This is a genomic window from Microcoleus sp. B4-D4, from assembly GCF_036705185.1.
Classification (GTDB): Bacteria; Cyanobacteriota; Cyanobacteriia; order Cyanobacteriales; family Microcoleaceae; genus Microcoleus.
In genome coordinates, this window is the sequence record NZ_JAUBTX010000001.1 from 1 (window position 1) to 18,614 (window position 18,614).

Genomic DNA, 18,614 nt, shown 5'->3' on the forward strand with positions numbered 1-18,614 from the left:
CCTGCAACAGGTTCGCGGATGCCGTCGATGTCTACGGGAGGGGCTGCGATGAAGGCAGTGATGTAGCAGATTGTGGCAGTTAGCAAGGTAGGAATCATCAGGACGCCGAACCAACCTACATAGATGCGGTTGTCGGTGCTGGTGACCCAGTTGCAAAACTGATCCCACAAGTTAGCGCTTTCGCGCTGCTGTAAGGTGGCTGTCATGTGTTTATGATTGCGTTATTTGGTTGTCAATGTTCGGATGATGTCTCTATTATTAACGATGTCGTGAAGGTTTGTAAAGGCCTGTAGCGACAGTTAAACTGATGAAGGTGATCGGGAAAGCTGATGAGTCCTGGTGCCAGGGGGAAAATATATCACAGGGCGGTCTTTGGCGCATCCTACCTCTTAACGCGGAACCGGTGGTAGCGGAGGTTGAGAAGGCACAGGAGGTGGCTCGATCGGCAGTGGAGGCGCAGCATTGCGAGCTGGTGGCGCACTGCTGAACTGCTGGAGTTGCTCTGGGGTGAGCGATCGCAAAATTCTTAGTCCGAGAGTGTCTCGCGAGATGCTTAGAGCGTAGTTCGGCTGTAAATACGGGCGGAAATTTGATTTGTTGTTCAAATAGGTTTCCATGAAGGCTACGCTGAGTCCGTTGACGTAGCGGCGGGCTAAAGCAGGTTCGGGCCCGATGACATCTGGTGGTGGCAGAAAGACGCTTTGAGGGGAATCCTCGATCGTTGAGAAGTGAGTCCCGTTGTTCATCAGTACCAAATATTTGTTGGGCGATGTCAGCCAAGTGAAAGGTTGAATTTGTTCGAGCAAAGCTGGGGCGACTGTATCGGCGCTGCCTCCGACTACCATGATTGGGATTTTTATTTGGCTGAGGTTTGTCTCTCCGAGAATGCTGCTGGCGATCGGGTTGATGGCGATCGCAGCTTTGATGCGCGGATCGCTGAAATTGTACTGGTTGCGATCTAGGCTGCGGGCGCGGCACTGCAACAGCAGGGAGAGGTTCCAAGTTTCGTTTTCTCGCTGGCAGTCTTTGTCTAGCTGGGCAAAATTAATCCCCGCTCCGGCTAATGTTAAAGCTGTATAGCCGCCGAAAGACTGGCCGATGATGCCGACTCGCTGCAAGTCGAGCAGCCCTCGGTAGGCAGGATTGGTAGTCGAAAGTTTGGTTAAATAATCGAGCAAATCTTTGATGTCGAGGGGGCGGTTAATAAATTCTGCTGGTTGTGCTACTTCGTTGGTTTTGCCTGTTACTAGGTTTTGGATTTGTTGGGCGTTGCTGCCTGGATGTTCGGGAACGGCGACGGCAAAGCCGTAGGAGGCTAGCTGTTTGGCTAAATACTCGAAGGAAAGGCGATCAGAACCTAAGCCGTGAGAAATTACTACTACAGGGGCCGGTTGCGGGCTTTGCAGGGGCAGGTAAATGTCCATATCAAAGGTGCGATTGCGACTTGGACTCGTTATAGTTACCGATGATTTTTGCCAAGTATAGGGGCCCGGTAGCTGGGGCTGTAGCATTTCTGCAGGCGGTATCGCTGGCTCAGAGGCTGCTGCTGCTTCCGACAACTTGATGACTCCGGCGATCGCCCGATTGGAACGGTTGATCAGCGATGTCAGGTTGTCGGCGATGCCCAAGGCGCGCGCAACGTCAATCCTGATGCCGTAAGTAGGGAATTTTTGCAGCACGTTGAGAATTGTCAGGCCTTCTGGATCGGCGGCTGCTAAAATCAGGGCCGCTCGGATGGCATAAAATCCGGGCTGCCGAGCTTTGGTTTGAACTACTCGGCCCAAGCGTTCCAGCAGCACTTCTCCTTGAGGCGTGTAGAGGAATTGGGCGATCGTCACGGGGCTGATTTCAGCTTTCGCTTGCAGGGCGCTGCGAATCTGAGCTAGCTGAGCTTTTTTGGCGTACTGAGCAAAGCCGTCCAAGTTCGAGTCTATTTTGCCTTCTTTGGCGAATAGTGCCAAAGATTCGATCGGAACTGATTCTTCTAGCGGCCCGTAAGTTACGTAGATTCGCTCGGCCCCGAAAGCTGGTGCAGCGGTGCAAACAGCAGTGAATGCAAACAATCCTAGGTATTTTGGGGCGATCGACCGCCGAGTGCGAAGGGCAGCAGTAGAGAGACTCGGAAACAGACAGTTCATAACTTTCATACCTAGCACATTCTAATTAATTAGTCGGTGAAACGGTCTAAATTGTTTCGCCAATATTTAATGCCAAAAAATCTATCAGTTGCTTCGGAAATTAGGTTATCGTGGGAAGCATAGTCTGAGAGTAATTTTATGACCTGAAAACATTCTTCGGAAATTTTTAATTCAACGCGCCCGGGGTCAGTCGATTTGAGATTTTAAATTTCCTGGACAGAGGAATCGCCAAAGCAGGAACAAAAGTCTAAAATTTAGGGCACAGAACAACAAAATTTGGGGGCTTCTATCCATCTTTGGGCGAGGGGTCAAACCTACGGTTATGCCCATTGATTATTTTTTCAGCTATCCAACATATTTGCGATCGAGTTTGTAACTAGAGTCTGAATGAGAAAATTTATCATGTTCAATGCAACTGCTATCCTGATTGACGCTTTTGTGCAAGAGCTGCAGGCCGGCTACCGCCGCACCTACGGCAAGTACAAGCCTGACTATCCAGAAATTATCGCCTGGGCGGGGACGATGGCTCTGGAAAATATCGCTAACTGCGATGCTTTGTACCACAATGTGGAACACACAATGCTCGTGGCATTGGTGGGGCAAGAAATTCTGCGGGGTAAGCATATTCGCGAAGGGGGAGTGTCGCCGGAAGATTGGCTGCACTACCTGATCTCGCTGCTGTGCCACGATATCGGCTACGTGAAAGGTGTTTGCCGCCAAGACCAAGAAGCTGTCGGACTCTACGCTACGGGTATTGACGGGGGCATGGTTTCTGTACCGGTCGGCGCTACTTCTGCCAGTTTAACTGCTTATCATGTCGATCGAGGAAAACTCGTAATTGACGAACGCTTCGGCGGCCACACCTTAATTGATGCCGAACAAATCAAGCGCAATATTGAATTGACGCGCTTCCCAGTTCCTGCTAGCGAAACTCATCAAGACAGAAACAATTATTCTGGACTAGCGAGGGCCGCCGATTTGATCGGTCAGTTGAGCGACCCCAATTACCTGCGAAAAATCAGTGCGCTATTCTACGAATTTGAAGAAGTCGGCACTAATAAAATCTTGGGCTACAATTCTCCGGGAGATTTGCGACAAAATTACGCCAAGTTTTATTGGAACGGAGTTTTTCCATACATTCCAGCAGCTTTGAACTACTTGGAATTAACCCAGGGCGGCAAACAAATTATTGCCAACCTCTACGCTAACGTGTTTCAAGTAGAACACGCTGAACCGCTCGCTTTCAACAAAACAAACGCTCAAGAATTAATTAAATCCCGTGCTAACAACAACTTGAACGGCGAACACAACAACGATCGCCTTCAACTTTCTACCTCCGGGGATAACAAGAAATTTAGCGAGTTTGCCGATCTGAATTTGTGAGAGATTTATCGATATAATTCAGCAGCTATCAACGCCAGTTATAATTACAACAAATGGTAAATCTAGAGCTGCTGATTTTTTTATTGAGTTATAATACAACTAAGGAATGACAATTAAATAACTGTTACTTACTCGTTTGCTCGTTTGCTCGTTACCAGGCTCTACCTGGTAATGCAGATCCAGAAGTTCTGCCTCTCTTTACTCCACCACTTTTGAAGAGAGAAAAGTGTAACAAATGTTTAAAAGATTAAAGTCTTGTTCCTAAGAAATCCTTGTTGTTTAGAGAGAGTTAAGTGATGGCAACCAACAACATAGAAGTCGTTTTTAGCTTTGATACAACTGGCAGTATGTATCCTTGTTTGACGCAAGTTCGCCGGAAAATTAAAGAGACGGTGACAAGACTGCTTGATGAAATTCCTGGCATTCGGATTGGCATTATTGCTCACGGGGACTATTGCGACGCTGGCAGCACTTACGTGACTAAACACCTCGATTTGTCGGGCGATGCCGACAAGATTTGCAATTTTGTGCAAAATGTAGAACCAACTGGCGGTGGCGATGCTCCAGAATGTTATGAATTAGTCTTGCACGAAGCTCAATCACTTTCTTGGACTCCAACTAATTCCAAAACATTGGTACTCATTGGCGATGACATCCCGCACGCACCCGCTCAAACTCCTCAAAAACTTAACTGGCGTCAGGAAGTAGATAAGTTAGCACAGATGGGAATTGCCGTTTACGGCATCCAAGCTCTCAACCGCAACCACGCTACTTTATTCTATAAAGAACTAGCCGAAAAGTCTGGCGGTTTTCACCTCAATCTCGACCAATTTTCCTACATCACAGATTTGTTTTTAGCAGTTTGTTACCAACAGTCATCTAACGAACAACTACAAGCTTACGAGCAAGAAGTTGTCAGTGAAGGTCGCATGAGTCGCGGATTAAACAAAATGTTTGATACCATGCTGAAGCGGGAAGGCGCTGCTGTTTATGAATCAGCCGAATTGCGAGCTGTCAAACCGGGGAGATTTCAGATTCTAGAAGTAGATAACGAGATTTCAATTAAAGCTTTTGTGCTGGAGAATGGTTTGGCTTTTAAAACCGGGCGCGGGTTTTATGAGTTTACTAAAACAGAAACTATCCAAGGTAAGAAAGAAATTGTGCTGATGGAGCGTTCGACAGGGGATTTGTTTGAAGGAGAAGCGGCGCGAGAAATGTTGGGTTTGCCAATGGGGGAGACTGTGCGTCTCAAACCGAGCAATCTAGAAAAGTATGCGGTTTTTGTGCAAAGTACCTCGGCGAATCGCAAGCTGATGGGGGGAACTCGTTTCCTTTATGAAGTTGAAGATTGGGATCGTTAATCGATTTTAAACGTCCAAACAACAACCGCAGATTGAGGTAGAAAATGCTAACATTTTTATTGTGTTTGTGATATTTTTTTCTAGACATCTGCGGTTAAAAAATCTACAATTTTAAGTTAATATGCAACCAGACATTCAGCAGCGAGTTAAACAGTTGAGGCAGCAGCTACAGAAAGCTAACTATGCTTATTATGTTCTCGATGCGCCGATTATGCCAGATGAGGTGTACGATCGCCTTTATCGACAGTTACAAGAGTTAGAATCAGATTATCCTGAATTAATTACTGCCGAAAGTCCGACTCAGCGCGTGGGAGAACAGCCGGCTACTCAATTTTTTAGCGTCAAGCACAATATTCCTCTCTACAGTTTGGAAAATGCTTTTAATTTTGAGGAATTTGCTAAATGGCAGGAACGATGGCAAAGGGTAGCACCTCCCCTAACCCCCGCTCAAGATGGAAATTCACCCCCCCTAACCCCCCCTTATCAAGGGGGGGGACAAGATGGAAATGCACCCTCCCTAACCCCCGCTCAAGATGGAAATGCACCCCCCCTAACCCCCCCTTATCAAGGGGGGGAACAAGAGGGAAATGCACCCTCCCTAACCCCCGGTCAAGAGGGAAATGCACCCCCCCTAACCCCCCCTTATCAAGGGGGGGAACAAGAGGGAAATGTACCTGGGCTTAGCAATAAGAAAAACAGGGAAACTGCTCCCCCCCTTAGCAAGGGGGGGCTGGGGGGGGTTTCCTATGTTTGCGAGTTAAAAATTGACGGTTCTGCTTTAGCGTTAACCTATGAAAATGGGGTTTTAGTTCGCGGTGCGACGCGCGGAGACGGCATTAGGGGAGAGGAAATTACTCAAAATGTCAAAACTATTCGTTCGATTCCTTTAAAGCTCAATTTAGATAATCCGCCGCCGATTGTGGAAGTGCGGGGAGAGGCTTTTTTGTCTTTAGCTGTGTTTGAAGAAATTAATCGGGAACGGGAAAAAGCGGGGGAACAATTGTTTGCTAATCCTAGGAATGCGGCGGCGGGTACGCTGCGGCAGTTGGATTCTAAAGTTGTGGATAAGCGACGGTTGGATTTCTTTGCTTATACTCTGTATTTAGATGAGGGGAATGAGGGTGACACGCAGTGGGAATCTTTGGAGTTGTTGCGAAGAATGGGGTTTAAGGTGAATCCCAATCGCAAAGTTTGCTATTCTTTGGATGAGGTGCGGGAGTATTACGAATTTTGGGATATTGAGCGGGGAAATTTGCCTTACATGACTGATGGGGTTGTTGTTAAGGTTAATCCGGTTTTGTTGCAAAAACAATTGGGTTTTACTCAAAGATTTCCGCGTTGGGCGATCGCCCTGAAGTATCCGGCCGCCGAAGTCCCTACAATGGTGGAAGGAGTCACCGTACAAGTAGGAAGAACCGGAGCTCTGACACCTGTAGCGGAACTCAAACCGGTGCAGTTGGCTGGAACCACGGTTTCGCGCGCTTCTCTCCACAATAGCGATCGACTTTCCGAGCTAAATCTCCACATTGGCGATACTGTGATTGTCAGAAAAGCTGGAGAGATTATACCAGAAGTTGTGCGAGTTTTGCCGGAACTTCGTCCCCAAAATGCTCAACTTTTTCAAATGCCTAGTTGCTGTCCCGAATGCGCCCAGCCTGTGGTTCGGGAAAAAGGGGAGGCCGTTACTCGCTGCATAAATACATCTTGTCCGGCAATTTTGAGGGGTTCGCTGATTCATTTTTGCAGCCGGGATGCTCTGGATATTAACGGTGTTGGGGAAAAGTTGGTGCAGCAGATGGTTGATAGCAATCTGCTCAATTCTGCGGCGGATTTGTACGATTTGACTGCGGAAAGATTGATGGGTTTGGAACGCATGGGTAAGAAGTTGGCCCAAAAGTTGGTAAGTGCGATCGCCCAATCGAAAAATCAACCTTATTCGCGGGTACTTTACGGCCTCGGAATCCGCCACGTTGGTAGTGTCAACGCTCAATTGCTGACAGAAAGGTTTGCAAATGTGGAAGAGTTAGCCGCAGTATCGGCCGCTGCGATTGAGGGCGTGTACGGCATCGGGCCGGAGATTGCACAATCGGTTTCTCAGTGGTTTCGAGTTCCGGCAAATCAAAGTTTAATCACACGGTTAAAAACTGCGGGATTGCAATTGCACTCAGAAGTGAAAAGTCAGAATTTAGCCGATATAAATTTACAATTTGCTGGCAAAACCTTTGTGCTGACTGGAACTTTGCCGACTCTAAAACGAGATGAAGCCAAAGATTTAATTGTCAAAGCTGGAGGTAAAGTCACAGGTTCTGTTAGTGCTAAAACTGATTATGTGGTTGTGGGTGAAGATGCGGGTTCTAAATTAGAAAAAGCTCAATCTTTGGGGGTAAAACTACTTTCGGAATCTGAGTTATTAGAACTGCTATCGAAACCATAAATGATTGGTGAAAGTCAATATATCTCTGTTTCCTCTTTCTCTGCGCCCTCTGCGGCCTCTGCGGTTCGCAAAAAAAGCTGATTCATTTCAGCCGTTTTCAAAGAACATCGCCAACAATTCTATTTCCCTAGGTGCAAAATAGCCGATCCTCTTCGAGGGCTCCGCTAACGCGAATTGTGCAATACCTCAAAAGGCATATAAATCGCGCTCGCGATCGATACAATATACATACTTCCAGGGCGCTACTGCTTTTTGAGGTTGCCAGTACAGACGAGTTTTGCTAAAATCTGAGATAATTTGCAAGAGTGCGCCATCGCCTCCGGCAATTCCCAGCAAATCGCAAAAATCAGAGGAGCTACGTGATGTCGGAAATCCCAGAACCAACACAAACAAATTTGCCGCCTCCAGAAATAAGTTCCGAAACCCCTATTTCTGTGACGGAAAACTTAAAAAGTAGCTTGGGAAATATCCTGGGCAGTTGGAAGATTAAAGCAGGATTAGCAGTGGCCGTACTGTTTGGAGTGTTGCTGTTTTGGTTTTACTGGCAGCACATGATTGCAGTCGCAGGTATGAAGAGTTGGGCGAGTCGATCGGGTGCTAGAGCGATCGAATGTATGGTAAGAGATACTAATAACGACGAGTATGTCAGTTGCAGTGCCCTCCTCGATCAGCAGATTGTCCCTCTTGAGTGCAGTTCGAGTTTGTTCAATATCGGCTGTCGAGTCAATTACGGAACTGCGACACCTAATTTGAAACAGCTTGGGCCCAGAGCTTCTGCTGTCAGATAATTTTTGACTCGCTCTGACTGAAAGACGGATACCATCCCCGACAGGAGTCGCGGTGAGAAAAAAAGTTTGGACGTTAGTTCAAGCCCCCAGATTCATCTGTGGGGTTCTATTTAAAATCTAAAATTTAATTAATTGCTCATCATAACCCATCATCAAACCTCTTCTTAGTGAGGACTCAAGTCCTCATAAAACTCGCTCCTACTTTAGTCCTCATTACAACCTAGAATGGTTAATTTTACCCAACACGAGCTAAAATATGACAGCTTACCAAGGACTTCCAATTAGAGTGAAACTACTCCAGTAGTAAGGATGAGAAAAATCTTGGTTTTCTTGTTGTAAATTAGCAGGTAAATTTAACTTGCCGCCTGTTGTAACTAACTGCCCGTTTTCGAGCCGAACTTTATGAGCAATCATCGCCTGTTGAGCAAGTTGCAAAGTTTCTGCCTTCGTTGTAGCTCCTCGCAACTGATGGTAAAATTCACTCATCAGCGCCAAAGTGCCTCCGTCGTCAACATACCACAAACTCCCTAAAGCAGATTTCGCGCCGGATTTTACCGCTAAACCTCCAAAACCTAACTCTGCTTCCCCATCGCCCAAGGCTGTTCTACAAGCACTTAATACTAATAAGTCTACCTGCGGATTGCGCCAATTTAAACTTTCTAGGCGATCGAGCTGCAATTTGGAATTCCACAGTTGAATGTAAGAATTGCTTGGTTTTCCCGGTTGGAAGTCAGCGTGGGTTGCTAGGTGAACTATCCGAAATCCTCTTTTGGCGTGTTCGGAGTTGAGATTATCTAAAGTGAAAGTCGAATTGAGGAAAGACGGCCCGTGCCACTGAGCCGAAATCGCCTGCAATTCGATCGGCACACTGAGCAAGGGTTTTTGGTTAACAAATTCTGACCTTCCCATTGCTAGCACTGTGGCATCTGTAACTGCTTTATAATCGCTATTAGTCAAGCTAAAACTCGGAATGAGGCTGAAACTGTATTTTTCAATCAAGAAGCCTTTACCGTCGTGCAAAGCGGCAAAGGGCATACTCCTCAATCCGGGATCGACTGACAGTAACAATGTCTGAATTCCTAAGTTTTTTAAGTCTTTGTCTAGGGGTGCGATCGCCCATTTATATAATTGCTGGGCGGCGCGTAGATAAGTGGTAGTACCGCGTTTTCCCGGACTGGTGATTTCAGCCTGCAACTCCTGAACAAATGGAAAAAGAGCTGCTCTGTTGGCTTCAGGGACGCTGTAGTGAATCGGCCGCCCCACGGGAGGAACTAAAATTAGTTCTAGTCGATCGGCTAGCGAGATTATGTAGATGATACCAGACCGCTTGCCGGTTTGCTGTTCGATATTTTGTAAAGTTTGTTGGAATGTCGAAATCATGACTTTTTGATCGGGAAGATTGGCTGTTACTCCCAGATATTGTCCAAATTCTTGATTCCTTGTTTGTTCAATTCCCCAGACTGTTTTTTCTATGTCGTTACCTTCAAAAAGTCGATCGGGAGGTGGAACATATCCCAGAACTAAAGAAGAATTAGGGGTTAGTGGTGGTGCTGTTTCCCTGCTGGGAACTGTTGCAGGTCGGTATGCCGGGGGCAACTGACTGATGATACTCGAATCAAGTCTTAAAATTTGATCGGCAGCAGCGCCGGGATTGTCTAGCGGTGGAATTTTGCGACGGCCTTGCAAGTCTTCTGGATCGGGGATTGAGGGTTGCGGTGCTGGTTTTGCTGTGGCTGTGGGCGATAGTGGTGTTGCTGGTATGGCGACGGGTGCGATCGTCCTGGGTGGTAATGCGTTAAAGTCGATCGAAGTTACTGCTACCGACTGCAGCAGCGGCGGTGTCAGCCCAACAATCGGCGGAATTGTTTCCGTTGTCGGCGGAATTGTCAGCGGAATTGTCGGCGGAATTGTTTCCGTTATCGGCGGAATTGTCGGCGGAATTGTCAGCGGAATTGTTTCCGTTATCGGCGGAATTGTCAGCGGAATTGTCGGCGGAATTGTTTCCGTTGTCGGCGGAATAGTTGGTGGAATAGTTGGTGGAATTGTTTCCGTTGTTGGCGGAATTATCGGCGGAATTATCGGCGGAATTATCGGCGGAATAGTTTCCGTTGTCGGCGGAGTTGTGGGCGGAATTATCTGCGGAGTTGTGGGCAGAATTATCTGCGGAGTTGTGGGCGGAATTATCGGCGGAATTGTCGGCGGAATTATCGGCGGAGTTGTTTCCGTTGTGGGCGGAATTATCGGCGGAGTTGTCGGCGGAGTTGTCGGCGGAGTTGTCGGCGGAATTGTGGGTGGAGTTGTCGGCGGAATTGTCGGCGGAATTATCGGCGTGGGATCGATCCCGTCGTCAGTCGAAAACGCAATATTACCCACACTACTAGAACGCGGAAACGACTGCGATGTAATGCTAGATTGTCCCGTGGTAATTGCACCCGCCGTACCGTTGCTAGCAGCATTTCCAACGACAAACGGTTGAATCGGCGTCCCTCCATCTCCCCCAGCGTGCACAATTGTAATTTGGCCACCACCGGCACCGCCAGCAGTAGAAATGCTAGCCAATCCCGTCGGCGAAAGTGGGGTGGAAAAAGTACCAGTAGCGCGGAAAAAATTGCCTGTTATTGCTGTGACATCGCCGCCGGTGCCGCCAGTACCGCCTTGGGCATTGATAAATTCTACTTGAATATCGCCGATCGGATCTAAGAACACATTGCCGCCATTTCCCGCTGTACCGAAGGAGGTAATTTGTCCCGCCGTAATTGAATTTAAAGCTTTAACGGTGATGTTCCCGCCCGTATTTCCCGCTGTATTCAAATCTTGAGCATTCACTTTTCCCTGCGGGCTCAAAAGCTCAATCGTCCCTCCATTTCCAGCATTTGAAGCAGCGACATTGCCCAATAAATTGATATTTTCCGCGCTATTTATTTGCAAGCTTTGCACGTTAATTGTCGAGTTGGCTGTTACGTCGCCAGCATTTTTGATCGCAACATTTGCTAACTGTCCAGTGGCGCCGACTGCTGCGCTGAAAGTGATGCTGCCGCTACCTGCATCCAGATTTAGGCTGCGGGCCGCATCAATACTGTCGATCGCACCTCCAAAGGCAATATTTCCGCCACCCGTGCTCAATATCGCGTCTTTCGTCAACCCGAGAACACCGTTAATATTGATATTGCCATTATTGGTAGTAACATTGCCACCCAATTTAGTCCTATCAGCAGCAATATTAAAACCCGAATTGCTCGCAATATTACCTGTCAATTCCGCTTGCTTTGCGGTAACATTCAAAACAGAAAGTGGTGCTGTTCCGCCGATATTTCCTTGCACCAGCACATTGCCTGTAGCTGCATCTAAGTTTAACAAATGATTGCCGTCGATCGCACCAACTATTTTAATATCTCCGCCGCCGCTACTGAGATTAATATCGTTTCCGAGTTGGATAGTGCCGTTAAGGGCGATCGGATTTTTATTGGTATTGATGCCAGAATTTAAATTAATTGTGGAAGCGTTGAGGGCGATACTGCTGTTGTCATTGCCCGTCAGAGTGCCATTAAGTGCGATCGTCCCAGTTCCCCCTTGAATAGTTACGGGGTCTAAAAATGTGAGATTATTAGGTATACTAACCTTGGCGGTGCTATCCGATCGCCCGATCGCGATCGAGCTAAATCCATTTTGAATCAAATTAAGTTCCGATCCAGTCAAATCTAAAGCGCTAGTATTGTTGTCAGTTCCGCCAACCGCAATATTTTGTCCTGCTGTTGCTGGTTGCAGCGTTAGCGCGCCCGTACCAGAAACGTTACCTGAAAAATCAATTTCACCGGCAGTTAAAGTCAGCGGGTTACTACCTGCCGATAAACTAGAACCGAAAGCAATAGTTGCATCTCCGAGTGTAAAATTTACAGGAGCTTTTAATGTCACCGGGCCGCTAAAACTAATGTTATCATTAGTTGTGGTGATATTTCCGCTCAGGGCCACGCTTCCCGCGCCATTTTGATTAAATGCACCGTCTAAGTTCAGATTATTTAAAATATTTAGATTACCCGTATTGCTAATTATTAGCGTGCCGTTATTGGTAGTAGTTAAAGCTCCTTGCAAATTGATAGTATCAGCCGAAATTCCAATATCGCCAGCTACGTTAATCGCAGAATTTGCATTGATATTTTTTCCGCTAATTTGCAACTTACTTAAAGAATTAGCATTGCCAACTGCACCATTAAATGTAACATTACCGGTATCCCCATTCACAGTCAACTCGCTACTGCCGTTAACTGTATTATCAAAAGTAAGATTGTCACCTGAAATAATCAGATTATTGGCAACAGTGACAGCATCTCCATAAGTTTGACTTCCCGTAGTTGTCACATCGCCATTCAGTTGAGTTGTGCCGCCAGCGTTAGTGGTGACGCTAGCAGCCTTGACGGCATTAAATGCAGTTGTTCCTGTACTATTAACGGTAATGTTTCCTAATGTTGCGGTATTGCCAACTGCACCATTGAATGTAACACTACCGCTCACCGCATTCGCAGTCAAATCGCTGGTGCCATCCACAGTATTATCGAAAGTAATGCTGTCACCTGAAAGAATCGGATTGTTGGCAATTGTCACTGCATCTCCGTAAGTTTGAGCGCCGGTTGTAGTGACATTTCCCTTGACTTGAGTTGTGCCCCCAGCATCTGTGGTTAGACTTGCGGCATTGACTGTTTGATTAAATGCGGTGGTTCCTGTAGAGTTAACTGTTAATTTGCCGATCGCACTTGCAGCACCAACTGCACCATTGAATGTAACATCACCAGTCGTCCCATCCACAGTCAAATCGCTGCCGATGTTATTGGAGTTAACAGTATTGTTGAAAGTAATGCCGTTCCCTGTGAGAGTCGGATTCTTGGCAATTGTCACAGCATCTCCGTAGGTTTGACTGCCGGTTGTCTTGACATCGCCATTGAGTGTAGTTGTGCCGCCAGCATCTGTGGTTAAACTTGCTGCATTGACTGTTTGATTAAATGCGGTGGTTCCTGTAGAGTTAGCGGTAATGTTTCCTAATGTTGCGGTATTGCCAACTGCACCATTAAATGTCACATTACCGCTCACCGCATTCGCAGTCAAATCGCTGGTGCCATCCACAGTATTATCGAAAGTAATGCTGTCACCTGAAAGAATCGGATTGTTGGCAATTGTCACTGCATCTGCATAAGTTTGAGCGCCGGTGGTTGTCACATTGCCATTAAGTTGAGTTGTACCGCCAATATCTGTAGTCAAACTCGCGGCATTGACTGTTTGATTAAATGCAGTTGTTCCTGTAGAGTTAGCTGTTAAATTGCCGATCGCACTTGCAGCACCAACTGCACCGTTAAATGTCACATTACCGCTAACCGCCTTCGCCGTCAAATCGCTGGTACCATCTACAGTATTATCGAAAGTAATGCTGTCACCTGAAAGAATCGGATTGTTGGCAATTGTCACTGCATCTGCATAAGTTTGAGCGCCGGTGGTTGTCACATTGCCATTAAGTTGAGTTGTGCCGCCAACATTAGTGGTGAAACTGGTAGCCGTGACAGCATTAAATGTAGCTGTACCAGCACTCTTGACCGTGATATTTCCTAATGGTGTGGTGTTGCCTATTGCCGATTTAACTGAAAAGTTTACTGTACCTGTTTCTAAAGTGAGATTGCCGCTGCCATCAATGTTATTGTTAAACAGAATATTGCCACCTGCTGAATTGCCATTGCTGACTAATACACTATCTCCAACTAGGGTATTGCCGTTAATTGTGATATCTTGAGATTGGGTGGTAATATTGCCATTTAAGTTATTAGTTGTAGCGTTGAGAGTAATGGAAGCATTATCAGTTCCCGAAATCGATTGATTGGGATTGACAAAAATAGTGCCTTGAGTATTGAAAGTCACAGGATCTGCAAAAGATACTGGCAAATTATCTACAGTGATATTGCCTGTAGTAGTGTTCCCTCCGAAAACAATGGCGCTAAAGCCATTACGCAATGAGGATAAAAACGGTGCTCCTACATCGATCGCCTGTGGATCGTCACCAAGTCCAGCCTGGAAGCGGATTCCTACATTCGGCGAAAACGGCGCAATTGAAAAAGTGCCTTTACCCTGCGCGGCACCTGCTCCCGAAAAGCCAATCTCATTCCCGCTAATGCTAATATTTCCAGTACCGGGCAATCCATTACCATCAATGCTATTTATCCCAACTTCATTGGGAGTTGCGATCGCGATATCTCCACCGGCACCGGAACTAGAACTAGAATTAACTACTCCTGAGTATGCAAAAATGTTGCCTGTTTTGCCCGTGAGTGTGATGTTTCCGCCATTGCCACCAGTGGAACTGGAGTTAAGATTACTAGCATTAATATTGTTGGCACTTAGTGTAATTGGGCCTCCATTTCCGGTACTGGATGTGGTATCAATTGCCCCTGCACTCGTATCAATATCGCCATTAGTGCTGGTAAGGGCGATCGCCCGTCCGGCATTTCTCATGCTACCAACGGTAATATTGCCTGTAGTTTCAATCGAAAAGTCGATCGGATTCTTAACATCAAAAGAATTGATTGTTGTCAGGGAACGCAAACCTGTAGTCTCCCCAATTGGCCCGTTGACATTAATAACGCCTGTTCCCGCAGTCAAAACTAGGTTGCCATCGCCGTCAACCGTTCCCCCAAAATTAATATCGCCTGCATTCGTTAACCCAGTATCGAGAGTGACATTAGAACCCGTAGCCAGAGAGACTTTGCCACCAAAGGTAATATTCTGTTCGTTGGTGACAATATTTGCATTTAAGTTAGTGGTTGCAGCATTAAAAGTAATTGAAGCGTTGTTTTTACCTGTAATGTTTCCATTGACTGCAATTGTGGAATCTTGAATTGTGACGGGGTTATTAAAAGTAACACCAGCGGGGTCAAGGGCGATCGCCCCCGTGCCATCCGTCCGCCCAATAACCATTTGCGAAAACCCTTTTAACGTGTCGAGTTCCGCTTGAATCAGATTCAAAGGAGGAACGTCAGGGTTATTCTGAGTACCGCCTATCAGAACACCTAAACTCGGTGTCAGCGGCTGTAAAGTAATAGTACCCTTGCCATTGACTTGAGTCGTCCCTAACAGTTGAATTTCATCGCCCGTCAAAGTGACATTGCCGCCCAAAGCCGCATCAATCACACCGGCCGCGAGGTTAATTGGAATGGAATTGTTGTTAGCACTTCCCGTGAGGCTAATATTACCCGTTCCCGTAGCTTGCACCGTTACCGGCGGTATGCTGGTGTTTAAGTTAATGCCGTAGCTGCTAAATGCTGTCCCTACAGCGGTACCGGTTAAAACAATATCTCCATTCTCCGATCGTACCGTGCCGTTGTTGAGCCAGATCCCGGAATTAGTGCCCGTCCCTGCACTGGCCGTACCCGTCAACGTCACCTTTCCCAAGCCTGCGGTTTGGACTGTAGCACCACTATCTACATATATGCCTTCGTTGGTAGACCCAGCCCCATCACCTGTACCAGTCAGACTGACATTTCCAGAGAGTGCTTTCACTGTGCCACCCCCAAGTTGTATCCCTTGATTGCTATCAGTCCCATTGCCGCCAACACCGCTCAGAGTCACATTCCCGGTGCCTGTGGACTCCACCACCCCTGAACTCGAAATGCCCCTGTTGTTGCCCGTGCTCCCCTTACCTGTTCCAGTTAGGGTGATATCTCCATTCTGCGATTTTACCGTGCTGGGATTATCAATAGTTATCCCTTGATTGCTGTCAGTCCCATTTCCTCCGGTCCCGGTGATTGTGACAGTCCCGTTCCCGGGCGTTGACTCGACTGTAGAGTTGATGATTCTAACGCCGGTGTTTTGGGTTAAAGTTCCAGCACCGTTACCAGCCAGGTTTATATTTCCCCCAGCCCGCACTGTACTGCTGTCAATAGATATCCCTTGATTATTATCTATCCCGTTCCCGCCAGTACCGTTGAGAGTAATACTCCCTGTCCCGATCGATTCCACTGTACTGGTAATAATGTTAATCCCCTTGTTTTTGTTTCCAGTTGCATTACCGCCAGTACCATTGAGAGTAATACTTCCAGTCCCAGCCGTCGTGATTCCGCTGTTAGAAAGAGAAATGCCGTGATTGAAACTAACTCCAGCGACTCCTTGACCTCTAAGAGAAATATTTCCAGTCCCGGCATTGAGCGTGGAATCGATGAGAGAAACTCCAATGGAATTTGCCACTGTCCCTACTGCTGGGGAATTTGAGGGGTTGGTGCCGCCTCCTAAAATGATGTTGCCTCCGTTGGAGTTGATGATAGCATTGGTAATGGCGATCGCCCCTGCACCGCTGCCATCTAAATCTGCATTCAGGGTGATACTGCCGCCGTTAGCGGTGATATTTTTGTTAACAAATATGCTGTTATTAGCATTCAGAGTCAGGGAATTACTATTAGTCCAAGATACCGGAGCGCTGACTGTAATATCGCCTTGATTCGCAAAACCAGATGCAGTGGAAATAGTCACATTTCCCAAACCTAGCTGTGTTTGCAGCGTCCCATTATTAATTGTAGAAGTAGCAGCGGAGGGCGTAAATATTCCTCCTAATGTGCCGCCTGCATCCGCACCTGCGCTAATAGTGATATCAGTAGGATCTAACAATAAGGTGCCAGCGAGGCCAAAGGTCGATCGCAAATCAACTAATCCTTGAAAATCCAGCGATTGCTTTCCCGACACTTCCACAAAGCCGCCATTCCCAGAAAACAAGCCACCTCTCGCCGTAATATTGCCATTAAAGCGAGTAGTTTCATCAGCCCAAACAATCACTCGCCCGCCATTCCCATTACTAACAGCATCAGCATTAATCGTCGAATCGCTACTGACAAAAGTCCGCGCAGCATTGGGCACCGTCCCCAAACCCTGATAATCTCCGCCAATCAGTACATTACCTGCGCCGTTAATCCCAGAAGCATTGATATTGCCAGCAATAACTCCTACTTTGTCGCCTAAAATATTTACAGTACCGCCAGTGTTGCCAGAGACGTTAATGCTGCCAGATGCGATCGCAGTTCCCGCAGCTACCGGCACAGCAACATTCCCCGTCAACACAACTTCGCCATTAGCATTTACCGTCAAATTCGTGGCCTGTGCCGCACCTTTTCCAGTCAGCAACTCCGGCAAAGATAGCACTGGCTGCGTCCAATTATTCGGCAGCGAGCTTTGAATTGTTGTCGGCCCAATATCTAAACTCAATAAATTTCCAACTTGACTAATCCGCACCAAGTTTTGACCTGGTACGGCGCTAATCAGAATATTTCCCCCCGGTGCAGTTAGCTGGCCAGTATTCACAACTGTACCGCCCGTCAAACTTAAACTTTGACCTGGTGTCACCGTCAAATTGCCTGCATTAACAATACTTCCAGCTTGCAAGTTGGTAAACGCAAAACTGTTTGGATTCCCGATTAAAGTTGCCCAGTTGTTATTGCCGATCGCACTAAACCACTGATTGTTCCCAAAACCAATCCCTGTAGCCGTAGTAGCATTAAAAGATCCCGGCACGTTGAGGCTGGCATTTGGCCCAAAAATCATGCCGGCAGGATTCATCAAAAATAAATTGGAATTGCCGCCCGTAACTTGAATTAAGCCATTGATTAAAGAAGGATTTCCCCCAGTAATCCGCCCCAAAATATTTTGAATATTCGGATTAGTCAGAAAGTTAGCCGTTTGACCTTCGCTGAGGCCAAACTGAGTAAAACTGTGAAAAAGATTAGCCTTATCTCCGCTCAAAGACCCCCCGGAAATGTCGTAGCGGTTGCCGTTGGGAGTAACAACTGTGTTAGTGCCGTCCGGTGCCGGGGCGATGGGTTGCGCGTTTGCCGAACCCATAGCCCCGGCACTCAGCCAGCCAACAATGAATAACCATCCGAGCAAATGTAGTTTGTTGGTTGTCATTGTGTTTAAATATTTTGTTTAAAGTGCGATCGTATTTATCAATAGTCCAGACACTTTTCAATCACCAACCGTAGAATGCGGGTGAGAGCTTCCTCACTCTGTGAAATTTTAACGGTAGAATGTGGCTTTGGGTCGCAGCCCCAAAAACTGTGCGGGCTATTGATCGATATCTCCTATTTTTACTACTAAAAACTACTCATGTCAATAGGATAGCAAGATTTTTTATTCTCTAATAATTAGAACAGGAAAAAATGTATGTATTTAATTACTATAATTTACGTAGAAACAGTTTTTAATAGCACTCAGAAACCTGTAATAAAACTGGGTTTATTGTTTCCACTTTCACTACTTCTATGACACCCCACAAAAACAGATACCGTGTCATGTACTCCTGTCTTGGAAAGCTCAAAATTTTAGATTCAAGTTCAAACTCCTAAATTCATCTGCCATTGTAAGTCTCAAACTTCTACGCTCGCGACTTGTACGCTCGCGTCTTGTGAACCCGCGAAGTCGAAGCAAGTCGAAGCATCTCAAATCGAAAAATGGAAAATCGACTCACGCCATTACCTTAAAAAACCGGGTTGAT

6 protein-coding genes and 1 pseudogene are annotated in these 18,614 nt (G+C 46.7%); 4 read left to right on the plus strand and 3 right to left on the minus strand.

All coding sequences use genetic code 11. From position 1 onward, the window contains the following. Window positions 1-206: pseudogene (locus tag QUB13_RS00005) on the minus strand (photosystem II q(b) protein); the annotation flags it as partial. A gap of 183 nt (window positions 207-389) precedes the next feature. Further along, a complete protein-coding gene (locus tag QUB13_RS00010) occupies window positions 390-2,147 on the minus strand; it encodes an alpha/beta hydrolase (RefSeq protein ID WP_333377443.1) in 1,758 nt (585 codons plus the stop codon). A gap of 393 nt (window positions 2,148-2,540) precedes the next feature. Here QUB13_RS00010 and QUB13_RS00015 point away from each other — a divergent pair, with 393 nt between their 5' ends. The 4 genes from QUB13_RS00015 (at window position 2,541) to QUB13_RS00030 (ending at window position 8,104) form a co-directional block, all read left to right on the plus strand. Beyond that, entirely contained in the window at window positions 2,541-3,521 is a 981-nt protein-coding gene (locus tag QUB13_RS00015; RefSeq protein ID WP_333093534.1) for an Npun_R2479 family HD domain-containing metalloprotein, read from the plus strand. A 296-nt stretch (window positions 3,522-3,817) separates the two neighbouring features. Next, entirely contained in the window at window positions 3,818-4,882 is a 1,065-nt protein-coding gene (locus QUB13_RS00020; RefSeq protein WP_333377447.1) for a vWA domain-containing protein, read from the plus strand. A 121-nt stretch (window positions 4,883-5,003) separates the two neighbouring features. Next, entirely contained in the window at window positions 5,004-7,316 is a 2,313-nt protein-coding gene (ligA, locus tag QUB13_RS00025; RefSeq protein WP_333377449.1) for an NAD-dependent DNA ligase LigA, read from the plus strand. Window positions 7,317-7,678: 362 nt separating this feature from the next. Beyond that, window positions 7,679-8,104: a hypothetical protein gene (locus QUB13_RS00030; RefSeq protein ID WP_333377452.1), complete on the plus strand. Its 426-nt coding sequence runs from the start codon at window positions 7,679-7,681 to the stop codon at window positions 8,102-8,104. A 264-nt stretch (window positions 8,105-8,368) separates the two neighbouring features. Here QUB13_RS00030 and QUB13_RS00035 read toward each other — a convergent pair whose 3' ends face one another. Further along, window positions 8,369-18,028: a CHAT domain-containing protein gene (locus QUB13_RS00035; protein WP_333377455.1), complete on the minus strand. Its 9,660-nt coding sequence runs from the start codon at window positions 18,026-18,028 to the stop codon at window positions 8,369-8,371. Window positions 18,029-18,614: the final 586 nt, after the last annotated feature.

Bases quoted from the DNA above. Each gene is read 5' to 3' on its own strand.
- QUB13_RS00010 (WP_333377443.1), bottom strand. From the start codon at position 2,147: ATGAAAGTTATGAACTGTCTGTTTCCGAGTCTCTCTACTGCTGCCCTT.
- QUB13_RS00015 (WP_333093534.1), top strand. From the start codon at position 2,541: ATGTTCAATGCAACTGCTATCCTGATTGACGCTTTTGTGCAAGAGCTG.
- QUB13_RS00020 (WP_333377447.1), top strand. From the start codon at position 3,818: ATGGCAACCAACAACATAGAAGTCGTTTTTAGCTTTGATACAACTGGC.
- ligA (WP_333377449.1), top strand. From the start codon at position 5,004: ATGCAACCAGACATTCAGCAGCGAGTTAAACAGTTGAGGCAGCAGCTA.
- QUB13_RS00030 (WP_333377452.1), top strand. From the start codon at position 7,679: ATGTCGGAAATCCCAGAACCAACACAAACAAATTTGCCGCCTCCAGAA.
- QUB13_RS00035 (WP_333377455.1), bottom strand. From the start codon at position 18,028: ATGACAACCAACAAACTACATTTGCTCGGATGGTTATTCATTGTTGGC.